Source organism: Frankia sp. BMG5.23, assembly GCF_000685765.2.
GTDB lineage: Bacteria > Actinomycetota > Actinomycetes > Frankiales > Frankiaceae > Frankia > Frankia casuarinae.
Window position 1 is genome coordinate 1 of record NZ_JDWE01000037.1, and the last position, 25514, is coordinate 25514.

Here is a 25514-nt window from a genome sequence, read left to right on the forward strand (position 1 = left end):
CGCACCCCGGTGTGCACGGTGCCGTCCGGGCGCACCGTCCGGCAGGTGGCGTACCGGCCGTAGACGTAGGTGCCCGCATAGCACGGGTTGGACAACACCCCCAGCGCCCNGGAGTGCGTCAGCCGGCCCCATCGCAACTGCCCGGCCCAGATCCCCCCATAGGCCCGCAGCGGGAACCGCCGCCGAACGAACGCGGCCACCACCTGGAACGCCGAGCCGCCCGCGGCGAACGCGGCGAAGACGTCCCGGATGGCCCCCTGCACCTCCTGATCCGGGTCGATCACGCAGACACCCTCGTCGTCGTAGACGTAGCCGACCGGCAGCGGGAAACGCAGCTCGCCGCGTTCGGCCGCGGCCCGTTTCGCGCCCTGCAGCCGGCCCGTCAGCAGGTGCAGCTCACACTCGGACATACTGCCCTTCAGCCCGAGCAGGAGGCGGTCGTTGATGTCCGCGAGATCGTAGACACCGTCGGCGTCCACCAGCAGCGCATCCGTCAGACGGGCCAACTCCAGCAGACGGGCGAAGTCCGCCGACGAGCGGGCCAGCCCGGACACCTCCAACCCGAAGATCGCCCCGATCTCGCCCAGACACACCTGGGCCACCAGGTCGCGGAAGCCCTCGCGGTCGGCACCGAACCTCCCGGACACCCCCAGGAACGACCGGAACCAGTGCCCGTTCAATTCGTCAATTGGCGATCCTCAACGGCCGAAAGAATCAGACAAACAGAGATTGAAAAGGCTCTATGCTGGCTCTTCGAAGTTAAGCGGGGTTGAGGCATCTGCGGGTTCGGCGGGTGGTTGCGCAGCGTGTTCGTAGCCGCTGGTTTTCGGGGTTGCGGTAGCCGAAGGCGTTGCGGGCGTCGAGCTTGACGACCCGGTTGTGGCCTTCGCTGGCGGCGTTGGTGATGCCGCTGTGCGGGAACGCCTCGATGCAGGTCCACCAGGTGCTGATCGTGGTGGCGAGGCGTTCGAGTTCGGGGACGGCGGCGTCGGCGCACCAGGTGTAGAACCTGGTGAGCCGGTAGGCGATCACGGTGCGGGCGGGGTGGGTGCGGGCGAGTGCGAGCAGCGCGCGTAGTTCTTCCTTGGCGATCCAGGCGGTCAGGATCGTCTGGCCGGGTTCGCCGAGGTCGATGAGGGTGTTCCACAGTTTCGTCAGCTGGCGGTCGGTGAGGTTCTCGCGGTTGCGGGTCAGCAGGTTACGGATCTTCCATTCGGGGTCGGTGTCGCGGCCGCGGCGGCCCCGTAGCTGGGTGGTGACCCGGCGGCGGGCCTCTGTGACGGCGTCGTTCGCGAGTTTCACGACGTGGAAGTGGTCGACGACCAGGGTGGCGCCCGGCAGGTAGCGGCGGACCGCGGCGACGAACACCGTGCACATGTCGATCGCCACGTGGGTGATCCGGTCGCGCCAGGACGGTGTCTGGCTGGCCAGCCAGTACGCGACGTCGTCGGCGGTGCGGCCCTCCGACCTGGCCGAGCATGCCCTGCCCGCCGGCCAGGTCGGTGAATCCGACATGCCACCGGTCGGCGAGCACCCGGGTCTTCGCCGGCTCGCCACCCGCCGGGTCGGGCTCGACGGTCTCGGCGGGCGCAGGGACGGCGGGCCCGCCGCCAGCAGGTTCGGGGGACGCCGGTGTGGGAACGCGGTCCGCGGGCCGCCAGCGCGGCCGGCCTCGGCGGGTCTCGTCGATCCCGAGCACGTCCACCGGCGGTGAGGCGGTGTCGGTCAACGGCGCGGCCACGTCGCGCGCCGCGTCCATGACCGTCGGCCAGGACAGCGCAAGGTGCCGCGCGCTGGCTACCACCGTCGCGCAGATCCCGTCGACCACGAGTCGGCCGGCCTGCTCGCGTAGCCGGGTCGTCAACCGTGCCCGCGCCGGCACCGCCGGCAGCGACTCGGTGAACGACCGCTTCGCGCACAGCGGCTCCTGGCAGTACCAGCGGCGTTTGACCCACACCAGTCGCAGGGGGGACGGGCCGTAGCGCAGGTCACGCGGCCGAGTGGTCACGACGCCCTTGACCCTGCGCGCGAACACCCCGCAACCCGGGCACGCCCGCGCTGTCTCGTCCGCGGTCGCAAGCCACACCTGCCGTGTCCTGTCCGCGAGCATCTCGACGCGCGACACCGTCAGACCGTCGATGTCGAGCAACCGCGTCGCGTCATTCGTATGATCGTCCAAGCCCGTAGCTCCGTGGCCTCTCGGTTGCGTCAGGAACAACCAAGATCGCCAGGGGTTGCGGGCGATTCATGTCACGACACGAGGCATGCCACATCAGGTCACAGCAGGCCACGTCGAGCCAACATTACGCACAGTTACCAAACTGGCTGGGGCCTCACGCCCACCCCGGTTAACTTCGAAGACCCAGTAAAGTGGACACCACTTCGAGAGGCACCCCGTCGCGCAGCAGCCGGGTGGCATAGGTATGCCGGTACCAGTGTGGGTCGAAATCGATCCTGGTGCGTTTCCGTAGCCTTTTCACCAGATCGTAGGAAGCCGGGTAGGACAACGCCTGCCCACGCGGTTCGGCGAACAGGTTGACGAACACATAGTCGGAGTCCAGGTCCCCGTACTCGCCATGCAGGTAGTCCGCGTAAAGGCGGACGAGGCCGGCGCTCACCGGGACCATCCGCCGCCCCCGGGATTTCGACCGAGCCCCGTTGTCGTTGTCCCGCGCCACGACAGTGACCTCGCAGGCGGCCGCGTCGATATCATCATGCCGCAGGCCCAGCGCCTCGCCGACCCGCATCCCGGTGTCGTAGAGAACAGCGAACAGGAAACGGTCCCGCAGCCGGGTGCAGGAATCCAGCACAGCCTGCACCTCGGCCGCCGCCAGGACCCGAGGCAGCTTCTTCGCGGTCTTCAACGCGATCACGCGCCGCGGCTGCGGCCTGCCTTTGCCGACGTGATGCAGGAACGGCTTCCACCCACCGCGGCGGCCCGGCGACCCCCACGTCGTCAGCAACTCGCCCAGCTCCACGCCATGACGCACCTGGTAGGCGTAGAACGCGGCCAACGCCGACAGCTTCCGGTTCACCGTCGACGCCGACACCGCCGGCTCCACCGACGACAGCACCGCCACCCGCCCGTCCCGGCCTGCCGCCGGCAGCCGCAACCAGGCCACGAACTCGCCGATGTCCTCCAGCCGCACCTCCCGCCAGTCCAGCCCCCGCCACCCCAGAAAGACCCAGTGGTCCTTCAGATCGTGGGCGTAGGCCTTGACCGTGTTCGGAGACCGCTCGATATCGCTCAGATAAGCCAGATACCGCTCGACCGGTTCGACCGGGGCGTCGTCGACACCCAGAACAGTCCACGAATCCACCCGCGACCCGGGCAAGGACACCCCGCGAACACCAGCAACCGACGCGCCGGCCGGATCTCCGCACGAGGCGCACCACGCACCGCAAGCTCACGAATCGCGATCAACAGACCAAGAACCGACAGATCCACCGCCGGCGCCACCAACGGCGCCACATACACCGGCACGCCCAGCCTCAGGGCGAGCAGCCAGACGTTCCCGAACCCGAACAAAAACGTCAGACCAACCACCAGCGCCATGATCACAGTCACCGATGTGAATGCCACGCCGCGCCCACGTGCGCTCGACGCCGCCAGCGGCGATGATGCGCTCATCGTCGACCCTGTCGGACCTCGAAACTGGCCTCCAAGACCAGCTGCCCGACAGAAACGCCCAGATCAGCGCCTCCCCCTTCTGCGACGTGCCCCGCCGGGGACACGCGACCCGCCATGCCCGTCGGTTGCAACCCGGGTGCTCACGGGTCGGCCGCCCGCCACGGACCGGGTTCTCGCGCCAAGCTGTGTCAGCCTAGGTTGGGAAGAAGCGCGGCGGGCTGGAGACACGGGTGGGACGTGGATGGCGCGGATGAACTGGGAGCTGCGGACGTGTGCCCGCAAGGGCCACGTCACCTACCGTCCGGACGAGACATCGCTGGCCGAGCGGCTGACCGCCCGGACCGCCGTCGGTGTCAGCTGGCGGTGCCTACGGTGCGGCGACTTCGTCGTCGGGGAGCCGGCCCTGTCCGGACCGGCTGAGGACGCACCGCTGCTCCTGCGCGGACGGGCGCTGCGCGACGCGACGGTCCTGCGGCTGCTCGCCGTGGAACGGATACTCCGGGCGCTGCTCATGGTCCTGATCGGCTACGCCATCCTCCGGTTCCGCCGATCGGAGGGGCAGCTCCAGCAGCTGTTCGACCGGGCCGTGCCCGCGGCGCGCCCGCTGGCCGACGTCCTGCGTCTCGATCTCGACCATTCCCCTACAATCGATCGCCTGCACCACCTCCTGCACACCCGTCCCCACACCCTGCTCCTCGTCGCGCTGCTGCTGTTCGGCTACGCCGCCGTACAGGTCGTCGAGGGGATCGGGCTATGGCTACTCAAGCGCTGGGGCGAGTACTTCGCCGCCGTCGCCACGTCGGCGTTCCTGCCGTTGGAGATCTACGAACTCACCGAGCGGATCACGGTCCTGCGCATCGGAGCGCTTGTCATCAACGTCGGTGCCGTCGTCTACCTCATCGTGAGCAAACGGCTGTTCAGAGTCCGGGGTGGGGCCGCCGCGTTCGAGGCCGAACGGCACGCGGAGTCCCTGCTCGAGGTGGAGCACTCCGCCCAGGCCGATCCGGCCCGTCCCGATCCTGCGGTACCGCAGGATCCTCGTCCGCAGGCCTTCACCTGAACCGGGCAGGCCCATCACCGGGCAGGCCCATCACCGGGCAGGCCCATCACCGGGCAGGGGAGTCCGGCTGAAGCTGCCGTGCCAGACGGCCTGGGCACCACTGTCGCCGATCCGGTAGACCTGCACGACCGAACCGGCGGCGACGACCAGGCTGAGCACGGCGAGAACCGCCACGAGCACCGTCCGGCCGGGACCGGTCGCGGTGCGCGCCGGAGCCGTTTCCGTTCCGGTGGCGGCCGAGCGGCGTGCGAGCACCCACGACGCCGCGGCCGCGACGAACAGCCCGGCGGCCCAGGGCAGCAGGGTGTCGCCGAGTTCGGCGTGCCGGCGGACCAGCTCGTTCGAGGGCACGCGTGCCTCGAGCCACTCCCCCGCATGGGTGGTGAGCGGCACGCTCACCAGCGCGACCAGAGCGACCAGCGGGGTGATGACGCCCAGCCGGCGCCGCGCCGCCGGCCACACCGCGGACAGCACCACCAGCATCGCTGCCAGCGGCACGAGGATGACAACCACATGCACGAGCAAGACGTGCGCCGGCAGTCCGTTGATCTCCGTTGGCCCCACGGTCGCTCCGATCGTCATCTCGTGATGTCCGCACCACGAGCCGTCACAGACAGGAGAAATCCCGCCCCGCATTACTACAGTAGTAGTAGTACTAATACTACTACTACCGCCTCTGTCGTAGATGAAGCGGGGCGACTAGGGACGCACCGTGCCCAGGGCGAGGCGGAAACGCCGGGGGCCGGGACGGTCTCCCTCGGGGTGCACCAGATCTCGTCGAACTCGCGTACCGCCCGGACATACCGGTGCGGCGCGAGCAGCCGCAGCCGCTCGGCCGGCCGAAACCCCAGCTCCGGCTCGGTGACCGCGAATAGCAGGCAGTAGGCACGCCGATAGGCGACTCCCGGGAATACTTTCCCGAGCTCGTGCCGACGGACCATTTCCGCGGTCGCCGCGGGCGGTGTGAAGCTTTCTCCCCCCAGCGAGACCACGCACCTGCTCGGCGAGCCGTCCTGCGTCAGGCCCCGGGCCTCACGGAAGCGACGAAGAGTACTCGGAGTCCAGCCCGGGTGCTTCTCGTTCGACATCGACGACCTAGTTCCAACGACATCGTTCCAACGACCTCGTTCCGCTGCCCCGCCAGTTCTCCCACCAGCAGAGTAGTCAGACGGATACCGCGGACGGGCGACAATGTCGGAATCGAGCGCTGGACATCCCTCAAGGTCCGTTTCCTGTCCGGTCACCGGACTGCCCGGGTAATCGCCTGCCGGCTGCCCTGGTCAGTGCGGCCGACACGCGTTGGACTCATGACCAGCGGCTCCGCTCGGGCTGACGGGAGGTCCCCGGGTCCGGCGCCGCGCACGGGCCTGGCCGAGAACGAGCTGCCCCCCTTCGGGACCGGCCTGGAGATCTGGGTCGGGAGATCTGGGTCAGGAGATCTCGGCGAGCCCGGCGACCCGCGGAATCACCTCTTCACCGAGTATGTGCAGAGGCTCGACGTGCCAGACGTCGCGCACGCCACCGAGAACCGCCTGGACACCGAGTTCGGCCAGGTCGTTCAGCTCGTCGAGAATCCTCGCCACATTCTCCCCCCTCGGTCCGACGTCAAAGGAGAAGACCACGGTCTTGAGGATGTCGTCGTAGTTCCGACCCTCGCGTTCGCAGTGTTCACGCAGCACCTGGAGCTTGCGCGCCAGATCGGGACCGGGGAAGAGGTTGCACGCCTGTGCGTACCGGGCCACGAGGCGCAGCGTCTTCCTTTCGCCACCCCCACCGATCAGGATGGGTGGATGCGGCCGCGTCAGCGGCCGCGGCGAATTCAGTGGACGGGCCAACTGGTAGTACCGGCCAGAGAAGGGGCTCTCGTCACCGCTCCACATCCGCAGGCAGATCTGCAGCGTCTCCTCCAGCCGTTCGAACCGCTCGGCCAGCGGCGGGAACGGCAGACCGAGACCGACCGCCTCCTGTTCGTACCAGGCGGCGCCGATGCCCAGCCAGGCCCGCCCGCCGGAGAGCACGTCCAGCGTCGTGACGATCTTTGCCAGGGCGCCGGGCGCCCGGTAGACCGTCCCGGTGACCAGGGTCAGCAGCTTCGCGCGGCGGCTGTGGGCGGCCAGGAAACCCAGCGTCGTGTACGCCTCCAGCATCTCGTTCTCGGCCGGACCGACCATCGCGATCTGGAAGAAGTGGTCCATGACGGCCAGGTAGTCGAATCCGACCGTGTCCGCCACGCGGACCACCTCGGCCAGATCTTCCCCGAGCCGCCCGGAACCGTGCGGGGAGGTGAAGTCGGGTAGTTGCAGACCGATCCGCATGTGCGCTCCTCCCCCGCCTCCAGCGCGGAAAGCGGGACATAGCCGATATTTTCCCATCTGTCGCGCGGCGACAGCCTCCAGCCGCGGTGACCATGATCGGGACTCCCTGACGTGATGAGTCGACGACACGACCACGCCTGCGCGCGGTCACCCCACCCGAACCCAACGCCACGCCCGCAAATCGCAACAAATTTCGATATATAAATGACAAGAGGCTGAGATGCACGAGAATGTAGGCATGCCCGGCCAAGCCTCCGTCATGATGGTCACATGAGGCCCGGGTGGCGGGACCTCCGGGGTGTCCGTACCCTTTCCCTCGACGGAGGTAGCCCTACTCCTCCCGCAGGACCGGTCGCCATCGGCGCCGGTCGATTACTGGATCTGCGGAGTCGGCACCATGGCGGCACCGGAGAGGGGCCGGAGGGGGAGTCGCCACCATCGCCCGCCCACGGCGCACCCATAAAAGATCATATTTTTCGGCGAAACGGCCGTCGGTGCCGCTGGTGTCGTCGCCGCGGCACCGGGCGATGGCCGTCGGCACGATGCCGGGCACGTGCACAGGTTTCCACCACTCTGCGGGGGGATGACCGGTTGACCGCCTCTCTCCCTCCCCCGTGCCGGTTCCGTCTGATCCGGATTGCCCAGCTCGTCCTGATTGTCGCCACGGTCTACCTGTCCGTTTCCGCGTTCGTCACCGTGCCCCACATCGGCAACGAGACCGGGTCGCTGCGTTACGGCGTCGCCCTCGGCTCGGGCCTGATCTGCCTGGCGCGGGCGGTGTTGATCCGCGGCGAACGCCTCCCCTGGGCCCTGCTCGGTACCGGGCTCATCAGCTACGGAGGCGCGACGATCTACTACAACGCGGCGGTCGCCGGCCGGCAGGACGACGACCTCGGGCCGTCGCTGGCCGATCTCGGCTGGCTGCTCTTCTATCCGGCGTGCTATGTCGCCGTCATCCTCCTGCTACGCAGAAGAGTGCTCCGGCTGCACACGAGCGTCTGGATGGACGCGCTCGTCGGCCTGCTCGGCGTGGCCGCGCTGACCAGCGGCATCGGCGTGGCGATGGCGAACGCGTATCCGCGCTACAGCGCGTGGACGATGACGGTGAACCTGATCTATCCGCTCGCCGACCTGCTGCTGATCCTGCTGATCGTCACGGTGTTCAGCCTGCTGGGCTGGCATCCCGGCCGGGTGTGGTGGCTGCTGGGCATCGGGCTGGTGGGCTTCGCGATAGCCGACTCGCTCCTGCTGGTCATCGTCACCACGGACAAGGACCCCGGGTCCGGCCTCCTCGGCACGCTGTGGCTGTTCTCGGTGCTCATGCCGGCCCTGGCCGCCTGGCTGCGACCGCGCTGGCACCCACCGGCCAAGATGTCCGGCTGGGGCGTCATCGCGGTCCCACTGGTGCTCACCGTGATCGCGCTCGGTCTGCTCGTCCTCGGCGCCACGGTCCAGCTGCCAAAGGTCACCGTCGGACTCGCCGCGGCCACGGTGCTGACGGCCCTGGCCCGCGCCGCGTTCACCTTCATCGAGGTCCAGCAGCTCGCCGAAAGCAAGGTGCTGGCCCGCACTGACGAGCTGACGGGCCTGGCAAACCGGCGTGGCTTCATCGAACGGCTGACGAAGGCCGAGCAGCGCGCCACCGGGGTGGGCACCTTCGCCCTCCTCCTGCTGGACCTTGACCGGTTCAAGGAGATCAACGACTCGCTGGGGCATCAGGTGGGCGACGCGCTACTGGCGCAGGTCGGAACCCGTATCTCCGACGCCCTGCGTCCCGGCGACCTGCATGCCCGCCTGGGCGGCGACGAGTTCGCGGTCCTGCTCGAACACGCGGACATCGAGGCCGCGAAACGCGTCGCCGACCGGGTGCTGGCCGTGCTCGGCGATCCCTTCGACGTCGGCGGGGTGACCCTGCACGTCGGCGCGAGCATCGGCGCCGCCGTGTACCCCGACCACGCCGAGGACGCCCACATCCTGTTGCAGCGTGCGGACGTGGCCATGTATGCCGCGAAGTCGGGCCGCACCGGCGTGGAGTCCTACCGTCCCGGCTCCGACGTGAACAGCCTCGTCCGCCTCGACATGATCGAGTCCCTGCGCGCGGCGCTCGGCACCGGCCAGCTGGAGGTGCACTACCAGGTCAAGGTCGACCTCGATTCCGGGCAGGCAAATGCCGTGGAGGCCCTGGTCCGCTGGCGGCATCCCAGCCGCGGCCTGCTCGGGCCAGAGGAATTCGTCCCCCTGGCCGAACAGGCCGGTTTCATCCGGATGCTGACCATCGAGGTGTTGGAGACCGCCCTGGGCCAGTGCCGGCAGTGGCACTCCGCCGGATTCGACGTAGCGGTGGCGGTGAACCTGTCCGCCTCGGACCTGCTGGACCGTGGCTTTCCCGAACAGGTCAGCGGCATGCTCTCCGGCTTCGGGCTGAGCCCGACGGCACTCGAGCTGGAGATCACCGAGACCACGTTGATGCTCGACCGGGTCCGCACGGCCGCCGTACTCGGGGAGCTGCGCGACCTGGGGATCGGAATCGCCGTCGACGACTACGGCACCGGGTACTCCTCCCTGGCCAGGCTCTGGGAGCTGCCCGTTGACGTGCTGAAGCTGGACAAGTCATTCATCCAACGCATGGAGGTCGATGGCCGGGCCGAGGCGATCGTCCGTTCGACGGTCGGGCTCGCCCACGCGCTCGGCCTGCGCATCGTCGTCGAGGGCGTGGAGACCGCTGGAGCGATGCGGATGCTGCGGGATTTCGGCTGCGACCTGGCTCAGGGCTACTTCCTCGGCCATCCGGGCCCATCCGAGCAGGTGACCGAGCAACTGCGGCGACGGGCGCCGTCGGCTGGCATGATCGATCCGGAGACGATCGGCCGGACGGAGGAATGTCCCGGCGATCTCTCCCCGACGATGGAGAGTGCCGTGCTGAACGCCCCAGTCGCCCCGGATCGGACGCCGGCGGTCAAGTCGTGGCGCTGACGGCGCCGCCCCGCGATCTCGGCCCCACCGTATGGGACGGGTTCTCGCTGCTGAGCAGCCCCCGCCAGGCCCCGGTCGCCGTCGGCGGTGAGCTGGATCCGGCGACGTTGATCGGCGCCTACCGGGCCGGCGCCTTCCCCTGGCCGGCGAGCGAGGCCGACGGCGGCAAGGTCCATGAGGACGACGAGGCCCACGGGGACGACAGCGACGACGCGAGCAGCGGGACCCGCGGGGGCGGGGGGTGGCTGCGCGAGATCCTGCGGGCGGCGGTGGCCGCCCGACGCATCCCCCATCTGCCCCCGCACCGTCCCGGTGGGCTGGACCTGCCCTGGTGGAGCCCCGACCCCCGGGCGGTGATCCCGATCGGCCGGCTGCGGGTCAACCGGACACTGCGCAAGCGGCTACGTAACTGCGGGTGGACCACCACCGTCGACGAGCGCTTCGTCGACGTCGTCCGCGGCTGCCGCCGCGGCGGTACCTCCGAATGGATCACTCCCCAACTGGTCGAGGGCTACGCCGAGCTGCACGCCCTGGGCTGGGCGCACAGCATCGAGGTCTGGGAGGGCGACGAGCTGGTCGGCGGCATGTACGGAGTGGGCGTCGGCGGCGTGTTCGTCGGTGAATCGATGTTCCGCACCCGGACCGACGCCTCCAAGGTGGCTCTGGCCGACTTCGACGCCCGGTTCACCGCGGCCGGCGGGGTGCTGCTGGACGTGCAGATCGCGACCCCGCATCTGATCGACCTGGGTGCGGTGGAGATTCCACGGGCCGATTTCCTCGCCGTTCTGGCCCGCGTCCGGGATGCCGACGTCCGCCTCGACCGCGACCGGTATCCGGTCGCCCGCCTTGCCCCGCATGGCGCCTCCGGCGCAATGCGGGGACCCCTGGCCTAGGGCGCCGTCCGGGGTCTCCGTCACCTCGCCTCCGGCGAGCTTCCTGGGAGAGCCGTCGGGCGCCTCCGGCGCAATGCGGGGGCCCCGGTAGGAGCCTGTCTCGGCGAGGTGGGGTTCAGTCGCCGGCGCGGGCCTGCGGGACCGACACCAGGGGAAACCGCTCGACCGCCTCGGCCAGGACGGCCAGCAGATGATCGATCTCGGCGTTGGTGTTGGCCGCGGTGACCTGGATGCGCACCCCGACCTGCTCACGGGGAACGACCGGGAACGGCACCACACTCGCGAAGATCCCCCGTTCGAACAGAAACCGGCCCAACGGCTCGGCCTGCGCGGCGTCGACCAGGGGAATCTCTATGATCGGAAAGCCGCTGGCGTTGAGCGTGAACAGACCGAGCCCGCGCAGGCCGTCGAGGAACCGGCTGGTCAGGCGGTGCAGCCGGGCCCGGATGGCGTCCCCGCGTTCCGCGTTGACCCGCAGCCCGACCAGCCCGGTCGCCAGGGACGCCACCGGCGACGGGCCGGAGAAGACGTACGGGCCCGCGGTGGACTTCAGATACTCCTTCACCTCCGTGGGGCAGGCGACGAAGGCGAGCAGCGACGAGTACGCCTTCGAGAAACCGCCGACCAGGACGAGATCGTCGTAGGTCTCGCCGAGATGGCGGACGATTCCGTTGCCGCGGCTGCCGTAGGGGCTCGACGCGGCGGGATCACGCTCGCCGACGACACCGAACCCGTGGGCGTCGTCAACGTAGAGCAGGGCGTCGTGCGCACGGGTGAGCGCCGCGAGTTCGGCGAGCGGCGGGCCGTTTCCGGTCATGCTGTGGACGCCGTCGACGCACACCACCCGGGGGTGAGGGCTCGTCCGCAGCCGGCGTTCCAGCCGGTCGAGCCGGTCCTCGCGGAAGCGCGCCACGGCGGCGCCATGGGCCGCGGCCACGACCGCGCCGTCATGTGCCGTCTGATGGGCGTGCACCTCGACGAAGAGGGCCCCCTTGCCCACGAGGGCGGGCAGCACCGACAGCTGGATGTGGGTGATGGTCGGGAGCAGCAGCGCGTCCTCGGCACCGAGGAGAGCTGCGAGCGTGTGCTCGATGTCGTCGTACATCCGCGGGCTGGCGATCAGCCTCGACCAGCTCGGGTGGGTGCCCCAGCGGTCCAGGTACTCCGGGACCGCCTCGATGATCTCCTGGTCGAGATCGAGGCCAAGGTAGTTGCACGACGCGAAATCGGTGAGCCAATGATCACCGATCCGTATCCGGCGGCCGTCGATCTCGTCCACCGTCGCGTCGTAAAAGGGCGCGTGGCGGCGCAGGCGGTCCAGTTCGGCCCGCATACCCATAGGCTGATCAAGAACGTGTCGCCAGGCCGGCGATAACGCCGAGACAGGGGACGAAGGCAAGTCGGGACTTTCGTAGGTCTGCGACATCCCCGCGGCCTAGCCCATGCCCTGGGCCACGGCGATCGGCCGGGCGGGCAGGATGATCACTAGCATCCCAAACAGTCCAGATAGTCCAGATAGTCCAGATTCTCGGAAGGCAGTCGGCCCTGCCAGCGGAACCGGGTGCACTACCACCATCACCAGCCCTCAGGATCGCCGGGAACACACGTCGCCGGGTTCAGGGAACGAAGAAGCACCAACGGACCAAAGGAGTATTCAACACGTAAACAATAAACCTCAGGGCCCGGATAATTCCACAACAAGCGTGGTATGCCCCTGATCCGCGCAGCGGAGCCGGGAGATCGGGCGGACGCCGAGGCCACTGCGGACCGGGCGTCCACGCCACGGCCGGGGCGGATCCGACTGGCGGCCCGGGCGGCTCCCGCCGCCCACCGAAGGCCCGCCGCCGTGGTGTTATCGTCCCCGGCATGTCTGACACGGCGGCATCCGCGGCGACCTCCACCGCGTCCACGGCTGCGGCTTCCACGGCTCCCCCCGCAGGCTCGAGGCAGGCCCCGACACCCTCCGCGGCGACCCCGGAACCGGGTGGCGAATCCCGGGCCGCGGCTTTCGGGACCGCGCCGCCGGCCGGCCCGTCCGGCCCGGTGCCGGCGAGCGGAGCGGGCACGGCGAGCGGAGCGCAGGCGGCGGCCACTCCCCGCGAGCGGACCAAGGAGGGTCCGCTGGTGCGCGCCCTGCCCTATTCCGGGTTCGGACTGTCGCGCTCGAAGACGCTGTTCCTCGCGCACCGCAAGGAGCCCGTCGACCCGGCTGGCTTCTACTCGCTGATCGCCGCGGACTCCGTGCGCCAGCTGATGCGGTACACATCCCTGACCGGCCAGCTCGTCCTCGACGTCGGCGGCGGCCCGGGTTACTTCCGCTCGGCCTTCCTCGACGCCGGCGCCCGGTACGTGTGGGTCGAGCCGGACGTCTCGGAGATGGAGGCCGGTGGCATCGAGGTTCCCGGCCGGGTCCGGGGCAGCGCCTTGGACCTGCCGTTCCTCTCCGGAAGCGTTGATCTCTGCTACACGTCAAACGTGCTCGAACACGTCCCCGACCCGTGGCGGATGTGCTCCGAACTGGCCCGGGTGACCCGCCCTGGCGGGCTCATCTTCCTGAGCTACACGAACTGGCTGTCCCCCTGGGGCGGCCACGAGACCGCACCCTGGCACTATCTGGGTGGTGACCGGGCGGCGGCGAGGTTCGAACGCCGCAAGGGCAAGGCGCCGAAAAACATCTACGGCAAGACTCTATTTCCGGTGTCGGTGGCCGACACCCTCGCCTGGGCGAAGCGGCGGTCCGACGTCGAGATCCTCGACGCGATGCCGCGCTATCTGCCCGACTGGGCGAAGGTGATCATCAGGATTCCCGGTGCCCGCGAGATTGTGACCTGGAACCTCGCGATGGTGTTGCGCAAGCGCTGAGCCGCCGGGCCGCGCGAGTGTCGGTCCAGCGGCTCCGGCCCGGTGGCTCAGAGGAGTCGCAACTGCTTGCCCGGTGCCGGCCGGCGCGACCGGCGCCGCCCGCCCTCGGCCGGGACGCCCTCGGCCGGGACAGAGGACAGCAAAGCCGGCCTGATGTCCGCAAGAAACGGTGAGGGACGGGTCGTCACGACCGACCCGGCGCGCCGCCGGCTGGCCGCCGAGGTGAGGACCAACCGATGCCTGGCCCGGGTGACGCCGACGAAGAAGAGTCGGCGCTCCTCCGCCTCGGCGTCCTTCGTGCCGGCGTCGGCGGTTCCGTCGGCGGTTCCGTTGACGCCACCGCCCGGGATCCCACCGCCCGGCGCCTCACCGGCCGGACCGAAGCGCATCGGCAGCAGCCCGTCCTCACAACCGACGATGATGACCAGGCCGTATTCCAGACCCTTGCTCGCGTGCAGGGTCAGCAGCGAGATCCGGTCCGCCCTCGGGTCCAGCCCGTCGACCTCGGCGGCGAGCGTGACCGACGTGAGGAAACCCGCCAGGTCGTTGCCTGCCGCTGCGGCGGCCGGTGCGAGCAGCTCCACCGCCAGGCGCAGCTCGGCCTCGGTCGGCACCCGTCCGCCGGAGAAGCCGGGAAACCCGTCGGACGGCACGGCGCCGAGCTCGCTTCTCCTCGCCTCGGCGAGATCGGTGGCCCGTGCCGCCGCGTCGCGCAGCAGACCCGACACCGGACGCGGGACGCCGGGACCCGAGGGATCCGTGGTCGTCAGGTCCTGCAGCAGGGCGAGCAGGTCGGCGACCGCGGGAGCGTCCGCGAGCGGGAGATGAGAGCGCCGCTGGAACGGGAAACCGCGGGTGGCCAGCGCTTCCATGATCGGCTCGGCCTGGCGGGCGGTCCGGTAGAGCACGGCGATGTCCGCGAAGGAGAACCCCGCGTCGACCGATCCGTCCACCCCCGAGTCCAACGCGTGGAACGAGGTACCGCCGAGCGCCGCGTCGATCGTGTCGACGACGGCGATCGCCTCCTCGGCCTCACTGCGGTAGCGCCGCAGCAGCACCGGGCCGTCGCCCTCGGCGCCCCGCACGGCGGTCAGGGTCCGGTCCGGGACCAGACTCGTGGGCGCGATCACATCGAGCGCCGTCCGCACGATGGTGCGGGTGGATCGGTAGCCGCGGGTCAGGGCGACCGGGCGGGCACTCGGGTAGTCCTGCTCGAACCGCAGGAAGAACCGGACGTCCGCACCCCGGAAGCTGTAGATAGCCTGGTCCGGGTCGCCGATCACGCACAGGTTGGCCGTGGGGGGACACAACAGCCCCAGCAGGCGGTACTGGAGTTCGTCGGTGTCCTGGTACTCGTCGACCCAGACGTGGCGCCACCGCCGCTGGTAGTGCTCGGCGAGATCCGGGGACGACCGCAGCAGGGTCAGCGGCAGGGTGATCAGATCGTCGAGATCGACCATGTCCCGATCGCGCAGCGCGGCGTCGTAACGGGCGAGCGCCCCGACCAGGTCGTGGTCGCGGATCGCCTGGCCGAGCGCTCGGTGCCGCTTGAGCTCGGCGACACCGGCCGCCACCCGCCGGCGCGTTCGGGCGTCGCCCTCACCGTGCAGTGCCGCGGCGATTAGCTCCACGCGCACCGCGTCGTCCGCGACCTGGACCTGCGGGCCCCGGGCGAGTTTCGCGTGCTGCTCACGGATGATCGTAAGCCCGAGGCCGTGGAAGGTCGTCGCGAGCACCCGTCCCGCGGCGTCACCCAGCAGGCCGGCTAGCCGTTCGGCGAGCTCCCCGGCCGCACGCCGGGTGAAGGTGACCGCCAGGCACTCCCCGGCCGGCACCCCGTGCTCAGCGACCCGGTGTGCGATCGCGTGGACCAGCGTACGGGTCTTGCCCGTTCCCGGTCCGGCGAGGACGAGCAGCGGACCGGACAGGTGCGAGGCTGCCAGCCGCTGCTCGGGATCCAGCCCGTCAAGCACCGACGGGGTATCGCCGGAAACCGGCGTGAACAGCTGGCTGTCGGCCACCGCGGCATCCCCCGGCACCACCGCGGCATCGGGTGCCGGACGCGCCCGCGCCGCGAGCGCCTCGTCGAGGGAGGGTCCCGCATCGATCCGGTCCTGCCCACCAGCCGCGCCGGACCCCAGGTCGAACAGGGTGCCACCGTCCCGGGCGAGCTCCCGGGGTTCGAACAACCGGATGACGCCGTATTCGCCGTCGAACCCGGCCTGCCGGATCACCTCCCCGCGGCGCAGGCGACTGATTGCCTCGACCAGCTCCGGCGATCCGACCCCAGCGATGTCCGTGAGCGGTACGTCGCCGAGGATGTCGAGCTCCGGGCCCAGACGGGAGACCAACGACGTCACCTGGCCCGCGACCGCCTTGCTCTTCGGGCCCACGCCGAGAATCTCCCCGACGACCTCCGGCAACGGAACCAGCGAGGTGACGTCGGGCGCCGTGACGGGGCGGTGGCCGGGCCGCCGGTCGGCCAGCGCCTCGACCCGGTTGAGGACCCCGACGGTGAGGCCACCGCCGCAGGTGGGGCAGCGTCCGCCGACCTCCCGGGTCTGGTCCGGCGTGAGGACCACCCCGCACTTGCGATGCCCGTCGAGGTGGTACTTGCCCTCTTCCGGGAAGAACTCGACGGTCCCCGCGAAGCCGTCCCCGCCGCGCAGCGCGGCCTCGATGGAGAAGTAGTCGAGGTCGCAGGTGAACGCGGTCGCCTCCCGGCCGAGCATCGGCGGGGAGTGGGCGTCAGAGTTGCTCACCAGCCGGTAGCGGTCGAGACCGGAGATCCGCCAGAACATCTCCGGGTCCGCCGAAAGCCCCGTCTCCAGGGCGAAGACCTCGTCGGCGAGGTCGCCGTAGCAGTCCTCGACGGCGTCGAACCCGGACTTCGAACCGAGAACCGCGAACCAGGGCGTCCACACGTGCGCCGGGACCAGATAGCAGCCCGCCCCGCCACCAAGGGTGATCTCCAGCAGATCGCGGGAGTCCAGGCCCAGGATGGGACGCCCGTCCGCGGCGAGGTTGCCGATCCGAGCCAGCGCCGCCGTGATCCGTCCGGCGGCCTCCCGGTCGGGAGCGTAGAGAAGATGATGGACCTTACGGGTCCGGTCGCCCCTCTTGTAGATCGTCGAGATCTCACTAGAGATCATGAAGCGGGTCGCCGTCCGGCAGGAGGCCGGTAACGTGCGCAGCACCTCATGCTCAAGATCGGACCGCAGCCGGAACAGGCCGGGCTCGGCCGGGACCAGCTTCGTCGCGATCTCCTGAGACCAGGCCGGATGGGTGAAGTCGCCGGTGCCGACGACGGCGATGCCCTTGCGTGCCGCCCACCAGGCCAGGTGCTCCAGATCGCAGTCACGACTGCAGGCACGCGAGTACCGGGAGTGAATGTGCACATCAGCGTAGAACCGTGACCTCACGGATGCGTATGTTGTCGCACCCGCCTCACCATGCCGCCGGCGGCACGCCGCAACCTCACCCGAACCCGCACCCGCACCCGGCGCACCCCGCGGACGGGCTACCCCCTCCTGTCGCTCCGTCGGAGAGGGGCACGTCATTATGCGTAGGATGCCGGCATCCTGCCGACCTCGCGGACGGGGCGTCACAGATCGGTGGCGCCACGGATCGGGAGAGCGGATCGGGAGAACAGCGCCGACGGGAGGAAAGTCACGTGTCGACAACCGACGGACGGCGTTTCCCTCCCGGCGCGGGCGCCGGGATCTCCAGAGCGAGGTCCTGATGACGACGCAGACCGCCGGCCCCGAGCGGCATGCCGCCCTCGCGGACCGCTGTCACCGGCTGGTGCGGTTCCTCCATGAGGTCGCGGCGGCCCGGTCGGGCCGGATCCGGACCATCGAGGAGCATCCGCTCACGGTGTGGCTCGCCGACATCCCGGCCGGCGTGCCGCTGTCCGAGCACGCCGGGGCCGGCGAGGTGCTGCTGACCGCCCCCGCCGCCACCGTCCTACCCCCACCGCCGCCACCGCCCGCGATCCTCGCCGGCCAGATCGTGCTGCCCGACGCGGCCGGCGCCGATCCCGACCAGCCGCCGGTGTGGAACGGCGCCGCCGCCGAGCAGACCGCCGCGGCGGCGGCCTACCAGGCCTGGTTGCCGCGATGGCAGCTCTGGGCGACACGCGCGCGCGTTGACGCGGAGCGACGCAATCTGCACAACACGCTGCACGCGGTCGCGGCCCGGGTGGCCCAGGAGGGTGACGCGCTGGAACTCGTGCTGGCGACCGGCCTGCTGACCTGGCAGCCACCGGGCGGCCCCACCGTCCGCGAGCACCTGCTGACCACCCGGCTGACCTGCGACATCGACCCGGTCACCTCCGATATCAGGGTGCGGGTCCCGGCGGGGGCCACCACGCGCCTCGCCGACGGCCCGCTACTCGACGGCATCGCCGGCTTCCGCCGGGAACGGACGAACGCGCTGCACGAGCGCCTGCGGGGACGACCGTCGGCGCCACTGGGTCCGGACGACATCCGGCTGCTGCGGGACTGGCTGGCGCTGGCGCTCGACGTGCCGACGGACGGCTTCGAACCCGACCTCGCGCCGCCCGCGCCCGACAGCGCGTCACGCCCGCGGGTGACCTTCGCCCCGGCCTTCGTCCTGCGCACCCGTGACCAGGCCGCCCTGCTGACCTACTACGAGCGGATGCTCGACGTCCTGCGGGGTGACGGACCTCCGCCGCTCGGCCTCGTCCAGCTGGTGGAGACCCTCGACGCCGCCGACCGGTTGGCCTGGCTCGAGGCAGAGGGAGCGACGAGCGGCGCCGAACTCGGTGCGGACCCGCTGCTCCCGCTCCCGGCCAGTCCCGAGCAGGCCCGGGTGCTGGAGCGGCTTCGCCACGACAACGGCGTCGTCGTCGAGGGCCCGCCCGGCACCGGCAAGACGCACACGATCGCCAACCTGGTCTGCGCCTTGCTGGCGGAGGGGCAACGGGTTCTGGTCACCAGCCAGAAGTCGCAAGCCCTGCGGGTCCTGCGGGAGAAACTGCCCCCGGACCTGCAGCGGCTGTGCGTGTCGTTCACCGATACCGAGGAGGCGCGCGACGCACCGGTCGACCAGGCCGGGAACGCGGGGGCGGACCTGGACGGCCGGCCCGACGCAGTCTTCGACCCCGCCCCGGCCGGGGCCGAAGACGAAGCGGACGAGCTTGGCGGCATCGGCGTGGGTTCCCCCGAGCTCGCCGCGAGCGTGAGCGCCCTGGCCGCGGAGAAGGCCACCTATCACCCCGAGGCGCTCGACCGGCGGATCGTGCGGGCCGCCGCGCGCCGGCAGGAGGCGATCCGCGCCCGCGATGTCCTGGCGGACCGGGCCCGCGCCCTGCGGTTGGCCGAGCACACGGTGCATCCGGACAGCGAGGTGGCCGCGGGCTGGGGCGGGACGCGGGCGAGCATCGCGGCGCGGGTCCGGGCCGAGGCCGACGCGTCGCGGTGGCTGCCGCGGCCCGTGCCCCGGAGCGCGGCAGCCACCACCACCGCGAGGACCACGGCGACGGGGTCCGGGTCTGTCGGCCCTGCGCCGGTTCCCCCGCCGTTGACCGACGCCGAGGCGCTGGAGCTCCACGCCCTGCTGCGATCCGGTCAGGTGCGATCCGGTCAGGTGCGATCCGGTCAGGACGTCGGCGCGGACCGGTCCGCCGGCCCGGTGGTCGAGATGAGCCGATTCCTACCCGCCGAGCGGTTCGCGGACCTGGTGGCCACCGCCCGCGCGGCCGACGAGGCGGTCCGCCTTGCCCGCGCGGCCGTCCGTCCCGCGACCCGGGGTCTCCTCGACACGCTCGCCGCCGTCGATCCCGCGGTGGTCTCCCTCGATCCGCTACAGCAGGCGGTCGCCAGCCTCTCCCGCGCGCTCGAGGAGCTCGACGGGCGCGGGCAGCGGTCGAACAGACGGCACTGGGTTCCGGCGGCCCTCGACGACGCCCTCGCCGGCCGGGACCGGGTCCTCTGGGCGAAGGTGGCCGCGGCCACGCCGATGATCGCCGAGGCGACGCGGCACGTGACCGAGCTCGGTCTGCACGCGGTCGCCCTTCCGACCTCCGCCTCCCCGGACGGCTCCGCCTCGGCGGCCGACGCCGGCTCCCCGGCGGATCCGGGCTTCGACCCCGCCGCCCTGCTCGCCCGGGGGGAGGCGCTGCGCGAGTACCTCGACGCCGGGGGCGAGCTACGGCGCAGGTTCCGGCCGAAGGTCCAGAAGGAGGCGGACACGCTGCTGACCCGGACGCTGGTGGACGGCGTCGCGCCGACCACCCCGGAGCTGCTCGATCTCGTGCTCGTCCGGCTCCGGGCGGAGGTCGCGGTCGAGGCCGCGACCCGCGGATGGGTCCTGGTCGGGATCGCGCCGCGGCCCACCGATCCCTTCGAGGTACGCCTGTCCCGGCTGGTTGAGGCGCAGGAGGCCGTCACGGAGATCCAGGCGATCGTGGCGGCGCGGAACCGGGTCGTGGCAATCCTGGAGGACATCGTGCCCGGCCGGGCACCGGCGATGGACTCCGCCGAGCGCGTCCGGGATCTCGCGGCCGTCATGGCCGCGCTGCGCCCGATGGCAGCCGCCACCGACGCCGAGCGGGCGCTGGGGGAACTGCGGGAGGGCTACGCCGGGCTTGCCACCGCGGCGGGCACGCCGTCCGAGGTCGCCGAGCTGGCCGGCGCGGTAGCGGCCCGCAATGTGGCCGCGTACACGCGGACCCGGGCCGCGCTCGCCACCACCATGGCTGCCCGGGAGGTGGCGCTGCGCCGGGACGAGCTGCTCGGCCGGCTGCGCGCGGCGCATCCCGACCTCGCCGATCTCCTCGTCTCGACGGCCGGCGCGACCCGGCCCAATGGAGCGGAGATCTGGCCGGCCAGGCTCGCGGCGTTCACGACCGCCTGGTCCTGGGCGGTGGCCGCGAGCTGGCTGACCGCCACGGCCCCCGGCGCCGCCACGGCCCCCGGCGGCCCGGCTGGACCACCTGTCGATCTGGACGCCGAGCTGGACGCGGCGGAGGACATGGTCGCCGCGGCCACCGCGGAGCTGGCCGGCGCCCGCGCGTGGAAACACTGCCTCGAACGGATGGGCGCCGAGCAGTCGGCCGCGCTGCGCGCCTATGCCGACGCGGTGGCGGCCAGCGGCACCTTCGGCGGCCGCCACGCCGAGCGTTTCCGCCAGGCCGCCCGGGAGGCGATGGAGATCGCCCAGACGGCGGTGCCGGCCTGGGTCATGCCGATCCGGGAGGTGCTGTCGACGATCCCGGCGGTGCGCGACAGCTTCGACGTCGTGATCGTCGACGAAGGCAGTCAGGCCGGGCTCGACAGCCTGTTCCTGCTCTGGCTCGCCCCACGGGTGATCGTCGTGGGCGACGACCGGCAGTGCACGCCGCCGGTGGAGGTCACGGACGAGCTCGACCGGGTCTTCGACCGGCTGGAGGCCCTGCTGCCGGAGGTGCCGGCGTGGCTACGCGTCGGGTTCACCCCCCGGTCGAGCCTGTTCACGCTGTTGCGAACCCGCTTCGGCGAGGTGATCCGGCTGCGGGAGCACTTCCGGTGCATGCCGGAGATCATCGAGTGGTCGTCGGCCATGTTCTACCGGGACGCGCCGCTGCTTCCCCTGCGCCAGTTTGGCGCCGACCGGCTGCCGCCGCTGGTGGCCCGGTTCGTTCCCCACGGTTTCACCACGGACGCGGGCCTCGGTCCACGCAATCCGGCCGAGGCCGATGCCCTGGTCGCACAGGTGCTCTCCTGCGCCGAGGATCCCCGGTACGCCCGGCTCTCCTTCGGCGTCGTCGTCCCACAGGGCACCGCACAGGCGGCGCTGATCCGCGACCAGCTGGCCGACCGGATGTCCGCCGCCGAGCACCAGCGTCGACGGCTGCGGGTGGGCGTCCCCGCCGACTTCCAGGGTGACGAGCGCGACGTCGTCTTCCTGTCCCTGGTGGTGGCGCCCGACTCGCGCATCACCCCGCTGACCCGGCTGGAGTACCAGCGGCGGTTCAACGTCGCGGCCTCCCGGGCCCGCGACCAGGTCTGGCTGTTCCACTCCGTACCGGTCACCGATCTTGACCCTCGCGATCTGCGGCACAACTATCTGAGCTACGTGCTGTCCACGACGCACCCGGCGGCCGGCGGCCGCGGCGAGGAGCCCCCGGCACTCGCCGAAGTGCCGACCAACCGTCCGCATCCGGCCTTCGGATCCCTGTTCGAACAGCGGGTCTTCCGGGAGATCGTCGGCCGCGGCTACCTGGTCACCCCGCAGGTGGAGATCAACGGTCGGCGGGTCGACCTGGTCGTCTCCGGCGGTCGGGCCCGGCTCGCCGTCGAGTGCGACGGGGACGTCGGCTCCGGTCCGGACGAGATCGCGCACGAGTTCGCCCGGGAGCGCGAGCTGCGCCGGGCGGGCTGGCGGTTCTGGCGGGTCCGCCAGTCCGAGTTCGAACTCGACGCCGACGCCGCGTTGGCCTCGTTGTGGCCGCGGCTGGCGAGGGCCGGTATCGCGCCCGTGAACACCGGGGCGCGAGGACTGCGGGACGAGGCCGCCACCGGCCTCCCCCGCGTCGAACATTCCACCGTCCGGGCGAGCGCCGACGAGGCGCTGCACCGGTGGCGGCCCATCGCCCTGTCCGATCTGGAGGGCCTCGACGACGCACCGCCGGACGCCGATCCGCGCGGTTCGGCCCGTGATTCGGCCCCTGCCCTCCGGCGAGGCACGGGCACGGCCCCGGGCGCCGGTGGGGGAGACTGCTCCCCGCGTGCCGAACGGGTCGGTCAGGCCGGCGGCCCGGTCACCCCGTCCGGTTCGAACGGCGCCGGCAGGACGTCGGGATCGTGATCGTCGTGGGATGCCTCGACACCTGCTCCGGCGCCCGGCCGGTCACGGGGTGTCCGGGCCGCCGGCTTCCGCGTCGATCGGGGGTGAGGCACCGGCCGGCTCGGCCCAGTGAATCCGCACCGCGCGACCGATCTTCTCGTCGGCCCGATCCGGCGTCTTCTCCGCGGCGTGTTCCGGATCCGTCGGGTCCTCGGTCTCCGAGTCGCCCACGCCGACGATCCGCACGAGTCCGGATCGCGGCAGTCGCGGCTTCGCGATCGGCAGTTCGGTGAAGTCCGCCCGACGGATGCGGCAGAACGCGCTCTGGGTGCCGGTGCCGAGCTGGCAGGCCCCGAAGTCGGCCGCGGCGGACAGGTAGGCGAGCGCCTCGGTCCGGTCGAGCCCGACCCGGCTCTGCAGGAAGACCACCGCCGACCGCGCCGCGCGGCGGACGGACTCGGCGAGGTCAACGTCGAGCCCCAGGGTGACCCAGGCCGTGTCGGTCTCGATGAACGGTTCCCGCAGCGCGCCGAGAACCGACCGGGCCGCCGTGTCACGCAGCACGGTCAGCCGCAGCGTCGCCCGTAGCGGGCCATCCAGGGCGGTGGCACCGATCTTCCCGTCCCCGAGGGCGTAATGCGGATCGCCGACGGCGAACAACGCGCCGCTCACCTGGACCGGCAGGAACAGCCGCGCGCCCGCGCCGAGTTCCCGGCAGTCCAGGGCGCCGCCGTGCAGACCGATCGAGGTGGAGGGGACGATCTTGGTGGTAGTGTCCACGCCGACCGCCATGATGCCCAGGAACGGCGCCAACGGAAACCGGGTCCTGCTGCCGTTCACGCTGGTCAGGGCGCCGAACAGGCGGCCCCGCCGGCGCTCCACCGCACAGAAGGTGGTAACGGTGCGGAAGCGTCGCCAATGGCGGGCGTCGGCGTCCGCGTCCGGCGGCCCCCCCTCGGGGAACTCCCCTGCAAGCAGGCCCGCGCCATGGCGGGTCGAGACGATCCCATACCGTGCGCGGGGATGCAGCGAGACCACCTCAACCCGCAGCACGTCCCCCGGTTCCGCGCCCCGGATGAACACCGGTCCGGTGACGATGTGGGGACCGTCCACCCCGAACCGGTGCGGGATACCCGAAGCGGCGATCGCCCGGGCGTCGGCCAGCACCTCCGACGGCGCGACCCCGAAACCGGCGAAGAAGGCGTCGGGATCGCGCCCCTGGTCGCAGAGGATCCCCTCTTGGCTGACCGTGTCGAAGGTGACCGTGGCGCCGGAGTCGATACTGAGAACCGGCCTGGTCAGGGCGTTCGGCAGCTCACCCCATCTGATGGTCTCGGGGGTGGAGGGCAGGTAGTGCCGTCCCTCGATCCTTCCTCGGCCAGGCTGCAGCGCCACCCGACCCTACCTGGACCGATGCCTGGTCAGCGGACCTCCGCTGGGCCGGATCGCCTGGGCGCGCGGCTGACCGACCCCACGGATCACGGCAGGCCGCGGACAACATACACGCGGACAGGTCTGGCTTCGCACGCGCGTCAGATTTCCAGCAGCATATGTCGGGAAGGTGACGCAGACGTTGCGATCACGGTCATTCCGCTGTTTCCGGGTAGGCGGTGCGGCCAGGGCCGCATCCGGCACGCCCCGGACTCGCCACCATCCACCCGTCGGTGCCGCCTCCGGCCGGAAGCCGCGGGACCGGTTGGTCCGGTCGGTCCGGCGGGCGGCGGGGTCGGGAAACTCCGCCTGAGGATGGAATATCTAGATCATCTAGATATTGGAGGATATGGCGAATGGGAAGTCACGGGAGACCCCCGGCGGGGGCGACGCTGCGCGATCTGGGCGAGTTCGGCTTGATCGAGGCCGTGACGGCGCGTTTCTCCCATGGACGGGACGTGCTGGTCGGCCCCGGGGACGACGCGGCGGTGCTGGCCGCCCCGGACGGTCGGGTGGTCGTCACCACCGACCTGCTGCTCGAAGGACGCCACTTCCGCCGGGACTGGTCGTCCGCGGTGGATGTCGGGCACAAGGCCGCCGCGCAGAACCTCGCCGACGTGGCGTCGATGGGGGCGAGGCCCACCGGCCTGTTCCTCGGCTTCGCCGCACCCGGCGACCTCGCGGTCGACTGGGCCCTGGCGATGGCCGACGGAATGGCCGAGGAATGCGCGCAGGCCGGTGCCTCCGTGTCCGGCGGGGACGTCAGCTCCGCGGATTCGATCATGCTCGGGGTGACCGCGCTCGGTGACCTGCAGGGCCGGCCGCCGGTCCTGCGCTCGGGCGCCCGGCCCGGCGATGCCGTGGTGCTCGCTGGTCGTCTCGGGTGGGCCCAGGCGGGGCTGGCCCTACTCACGGCGGGTTCGGCAGCCGGCGACTCCCGATGGGTCGACGACCCGAGATGGAAGGAACTGATCGCGGCGCACCGCCGGCCCCGGCCGCCCTACGCGCTCGGGCCGGTGCTCGCCGCCGCGGGCGCGCACGCCATGTGCGACGTCTCGGACGGTCTCGTGGCGGATCTCGGTCACATCGCCGTGGCCTCGGGGGTGTCCATCGATCTCGCGTCGGAAGCCTTCCTGATCGACGAGGCGATGCGGTCGGCCGGGGCCGCCCTTGATGTGGACCCGTTGCGCTGGGTACTCGGCGGCGGCGAGGATCACCCGCTGGTCGCCTGCCTTCCCCCAGGAGTGACCCCGCCGGCCGGGTGCATCGTGATCGGTTCGGTCCTGAGCGGCGCGGGATCGGCCGGCGCGGGGGTGACAGTGGACGGGGAGCGCCCCGTAGGCAGCGATGGGTGGGATCACTACGGGCAGTCCGCGACGGACGCATCCTGACTCCGGACACACCAAGGGACAACGACACCAAGGGAGAAAAGACACCGAGGAGCAGAAACATCAGGAGGCAGACGCCGGCCCGCCAGGTCGCCTCACGGGCGTAGGTCGCTCGAAGCGACATTTATTGGGTCCGGGGGCCATGATGCGGGCCGGCGTCACCGAAGCATA

Annotated in this window: 16 protein-coding genes and 1 pseudogene; 7 read left to right on the forward strand and 10 right to left on the reverse strand. The window is 71.1% G+C overall.

Annotation, left to right across the window (positions count from 1 at the left end):
- Positions 1–680 (reverse strand): recombinase family protein (locus BMG523DRAFT_RS15690; protein WP_043591460.1); only part of this gene is annotated, 680 nt, incomplete at its 3' end.
- Between the two features lie 79 nt (positions 681–759).
- Entirely contained in the window at positions 760–1431 is a 672-nt protein-coding gene (locus tag BMG523DRAFT_RS25955) for a transposase (protein ID WP_235463181.1), read from the reverse strand.
- Between BMG523DRAFT_RS25955 and BMG523DRAFT_RS26550 the strand changes: the two genes are divergently transcribed.
- Complete coding sequence (locus BMG523DRAFT_RS26550) at positions 1376–1714, forward strand: hypothetical protein (RefSeq protein WP_035958723.1); 339 nt, start codon at positions 1376–1378, stop codon at positions 1712–1714. The genes BMG523DRAFT_RS25955 and BMG523DRAFT_RS26550 overlap by 56 nt on opposite strands.
- An 84-nt stretch (positions 1715–1798) precedes the next feature.
- Here the strand turns inward: BMG523DRAFT_RS26550 and BMG523DRAFT_RS27420 are convergent.
- The 3 genes and pseudogenes from BMG523DRAFT_RS27420 to BMG523DRAFT_RS27425 all read right to left on the reverse strand — a co-directional run.
- Positions 1799–2110, reverse strand: a pseudogene (locus BMG523DRAFT_RS27420) (transposase family protein); the annotation flags it as partial.
- Positions 2111–2348: 238 nt separating this feature from the next.
- Entirely contained in the window at positions 2349–3320 is a 972-nt protein-coding gene (locus tag BMG523DRAFT_RS15710; RefSeq protein WP_011438109.1) for a tyrosine-type recombinase/integrase, read from the reverse strand.
- On the reverse strand, positions 3248–3631 hold the full coding sequence (locus tag BMG523DRAFT_RS27425) for a hypothetical protein (protein ID WP_308726829.1): 384 nt from the start codon (positions 3629–3631) through the stop codon (positions 3248–3250). Before BMG523DRAFT_RS27425 ends, BMG523DRAFT_RS15710 begins: the two co-directional genes overlap by 73 nt.
- Before the next feature lie 250 nt (positions 3632–3881).
- On the opposite strand from BMG523DRAFT_RS27425, the gene BMG523DRAFT_RS15715 reads away from it, so the two are divergent.
- A complete protein-coding gene (locus tag BMG523DRAFT_RS15715) occupies positions 3882–4691 on the forward strand; it encodes a DUF2127 domain-containing protein (RefSeq protein WP_108913274.1) in 810 nt (269 codons plus the stop codon).
- Positions 4692–4721: 30 nt separating this feature from the next.
- Here BMG523DRAFT_RS15715 and BMG523DRAFT_RS15720 read toward each other — a convergent pair whose 3' ends face one another.
- Positions 4722–5255: a DUF2231 domain-containing protein gene (locus BMG523DRAFT_RS15720; protein WP_011438111.1), complete on the reverse strand. Its 534-nt coding sequence runs from the start codon at positions 5253–5255 to the stop codon at positions 4722–4724.
- Between the two features lie 866 nt (positions 5256–6121).
- Positions 6122–7006 carry an LLM class F420-dependent oxidoreductase gene (locus BMG523DRAFT_RS15725; protein WP_011438113.1) on the reverse strand — a complete coding sequence of 295 codons (885 nt, stop codon included), beginning with the start codon at positions 7004–7006 and terminating at the stop codon, positions 6122–6124.
- Positions 7007–7597: 591 nt separating this feature from the next.
- Here BMG523DRAFT_RS15725 and BMG523DRAFT_RS15730 point away from each other — a divergent pair.
- A complete protein-coding gene (locus tag BMG523DRAFT_RS15730; protein WP_011438115.1) occupies positions 7598–9979 on the forward strand; it encodes a bifunctional diguanylate cyclase/phosphodiesterase in 2382 nt (793 codons plus the stop codon).
- Positions 9970–10872, forward strand: coding sequence for a leucyl/phenylalanyl-tRNA--protein transferase (aat, locus tag BMG523DRAFT_RS15735; protein ID WP_023842058.1), 903 nt, complete (start codon positions 9970–9972; stop codon positions 10870–10872). The genes BMG523DRAFT_RS15730 and aat overlap by 10 nt, the downstream gene beginning before the upstream one ends.
- A gap of 115 nt (positions 10873–10987) precedes the next feature.
- On the opposite strand, the gene BMG523DRAFT_RS15740 is transcribed toward aat, so the two are convergent.
- The gene (locus BMG523DRAFT_RS15740) at positions 10988–12205 is read right to left on the reverse strand and encodes a pyridoxal phosphate-dependent aminotransferase family protein (RefSeq protein ID WP_330218996.1); all 1218 of its coding nucleotides are present in this window, start codon (positions 12203–12205) and stop codon (positions 10988–10990) included.
- A 791-nt stretch (positions 12206–12996) separates the two neighbouring features.
- Between BMG523DRAFT_RS15740 and BMG523DRAFT_RS15745 the strand changes: the two genes are divergently transcribed.
- Positions 12997–13734: a class I SAM-dependent methyltransferase gene (locus BMG523DRAFT_RS15745; protein ID WP_035729926.1), complete on the forward strand. Its 738-nt coding sequence runs from the start codon at positions 12997–12999 to the stop codon at positions 13732–13734.
- Between the two features lie 47 nt (positions 13735–13781).
- On the opposite strand, the gene BMG523DRAFT_RS15750 is transcribed toward BMG523DRAFT_RS15745, so the two are convergent.
- Positions 13782–17156: a UvrD-helicase domain-containing protein gene (locus BMG523DRAFT_RS15750; protein ID WP_011438119.1), complete on the reverse strand. Its 3375-nt coding sequence runs from the start codon at positions 17154–17156 to the stop codon at positions 13782–13784.
- A gap of 319 nt (positions 17157–17475) precedes the next feature.
- Between BMG523DRAFT_RS15750 and BMG523DRAFT_RS15755 the strand changes: the two genes are divergently transcribed.
- On the forward strand, positions 17476–22545 hold the full coding sequence (locus BMG523DRAFT_RS15755) for an AAA domain-containing protein (RefSeq protein WP_043591462.1): 5070 nt from the start codon (positions 17476–17478) through the stop codon (positions 22543–22545).
- A gap of 42 nt (positions 22546–22587) precedes the next feature.
- On the opposite strand, the gene BMG523DRAFT_RS15760 is transcribed toward BMG523DRAFT_RS15755, so the two are convergent.
- Positions 22588–23919, reverse strand: coding sequence for an acetamidase/formamidase family protein (locus BMG523DRAFT_RS15760; protein ID WP_011438121.1), 1332 nt, complete (start codon positions 23917–23919; stop codon positions 22588–22590).
- A gap of 392 nt (positions 23920–24311) precedes the next feature.
- Here BMG523DRAFT_RS15760 and BMG523DRAFT_RS15765 point away from each other — a divergent pair, with 392 nt between their 5' ends.
- Positions 24312–25346, forward strand: coding sequence for a thiamine-phosphate kinase (locus BMG523DRAFT_RS15765; RefSeq protein ID WP_011438122.1), 1035 nt, complete (start codon positions 24312–24314; stop codon positions 25344–25346).
- Positions 25347–25514 lie beyond the last annotated feature (168 nt).

Excerpts from the sequence above, each read along its gene's own strand:
- BMG523DRAFT_RS15765 (WP_011438122.1), top strand. The coding sequence starts at position 24,312 with ATGGGAAGTCACGGGAGACCCCCGGCGGGGGCGACGCTGCGCGATCTG.
- BMG523DRAFT_RS15715 (WP_108913274.1), top strand. The coding sequence starts at position 3,882 with ATGAACTGGGAGCTGCGGACGTGTGCCCGCAAGGGCCACGTCACCTAC.
- BMG523DRAFT_RS15725 (WP_011438113.1), bottom strand. The coding sequence starts at position 7,006 with ATGCGGATCGGTCTGCAACTACCCGACTTCACCTCCCCGCACGGTTCC.
- BMG523DRAFT_RS15755 (WP_043591462.1), top strand. The coding sequence starts at position 17,476 with ATGACGACGCAGACCGCCGGCCCCGAGCGGCATGCCGCCCTCGCGGAC.
- BMG523DRAFT_RS27425 (WP_308726829.1), bottom strand. The coding sequence starts at position 3,631 with ATGAGCGCATCATCGCCGCTGGCGGCGTCGAGCGCACGTGGGCGCGGC.
- BMG523DRAFT_RS26550 (WP_035958723.1), top strand. The coding sequence starts at position 1,376 with ATGTCGATCGCCACGTGGGTGATCCGGTCGCGCCAGGACGGTGTCTGG.
- BMG523DRAFT_RS15740 (WP_330218996.1), bottom strand. The coding sequence starts at position 12,205 with ATGCGGGCCGAACTGGACCGCCTGCGCCGCCACGCGCCCTTTTACGAC.